Consider the following 1,137-nt stretch of genomic DNA (forward strand, 5'->3'; position numbering starts at 1 on the left):
CCCCACCAGCCCGCCCGGATACATGCCGCCCATCGCAACCTGGGACGCTTCGGCATGGCAGTGCATGGGGTAGAGCCATTCCACGCTCCGGGAGTTCCACACCTGATCAGTGACCTCCGGCGGACGTTTGAACGGCAGGATGGAGTCCTTGCGCTCCAGCGTGTGGAGTTCCACCACGTCCTCCCACTGCTGCAGCTCAACGTGGCCTCCCGGGTCCACGCGGCCATGGGTGCGGGGAAACATGATCCCGTTCTTCTGCACCGTCCAGATGTGGTTGCCGTGGAAATGGAGCTGATGGTCCACCATGCCGGCGTTGATGAAGCGCAGCAGTTGTCCGGTCCGGACAGTATCCCCTGTGGCGCCCTGGCTGAAATCGCGGACGTCCACCTTCCGTGGAAAGCCGGACATCATGGTCTCTTCCGCGCGGACCAGGTTGGCCTCCTTATCCGCAGAGATGCCCAATGACTGGAACCCGCTGCGCCCGTTGAGCGTGAAATACCGCGAGTAGAAAGGTGTTTTCACCGGATCCACTTCTTCGCCGCGCGAGGCAATTCTGGCCCATTCAGGATCCACGTTGTGCAGAATCCACAGCCACTGGCGCTCGAATTCAGGGCCTGCCGGCCCGATCTTCCACGCCCGGTCCGGATCGACCACCAGCAGGGCACCGTACAGTCCCAGGATGCGCTGGACGGGATCCGCCTTCGGGTCGCTGGCATCGGCACCCGGGTCGCAGTACACATAGGTTCCCGGCTGCGGTGCCTGGAACTCCAGGGTAGCCGTCCCGCCAGGTGCAATGTCCCCGGTGCCGATGTGCGATCCGCCGGGTCCGGCATGGAGAAACTGCAGCGCATGGCCCTGGGCGAGATTGTTCTTGACGCGCAGGCTGATGACGCTGCCGGTCTCGGCGATCAGCGTCCGCTCCGGAAAAAAGCTGGCCCAGTGCGCGCGGCGGATCAGGAAATGTCCCGGGTTTTCCGGATCTGCAGCGGCAGGCTCCGGGCGGCCATGCGGCGGCAGCGCCGCGTCCAGCGGGTAGCTGCGGCTCGCAACAACCCTGCCGTCCCGCGTGAAAATCCGCGGGCTGAGGGTGAGGCCCGGCGCTGGATCAGCGGACGACGTCGGGCGGTCACCGAAGCC

1 protein-coding gene is annotated in these 1,137 nt (G+C 65.3%); it reads right to left on the minus strand.

Going from position 1 to position 1,137, the window contains the following annotated elements; all coding sequences use genetic code 11:
* On the minus strand, positions 1–1,137 hold a 1,137-nt coding region (locus J1902_RS19045; protein WP_242702231.1), incomplete at both ends, for a cupredoxin domain-containing protein.

Origin of the sequence: Arthrobacter cavernae, assembly GCF_017368795.1 — a bacterium.
GTDB lineage: Bacteria > Actinomycetota > Actinomycetes > Actinomycetales > Micrococcaceae > Arthrobacter > Arthrobacter cavernae.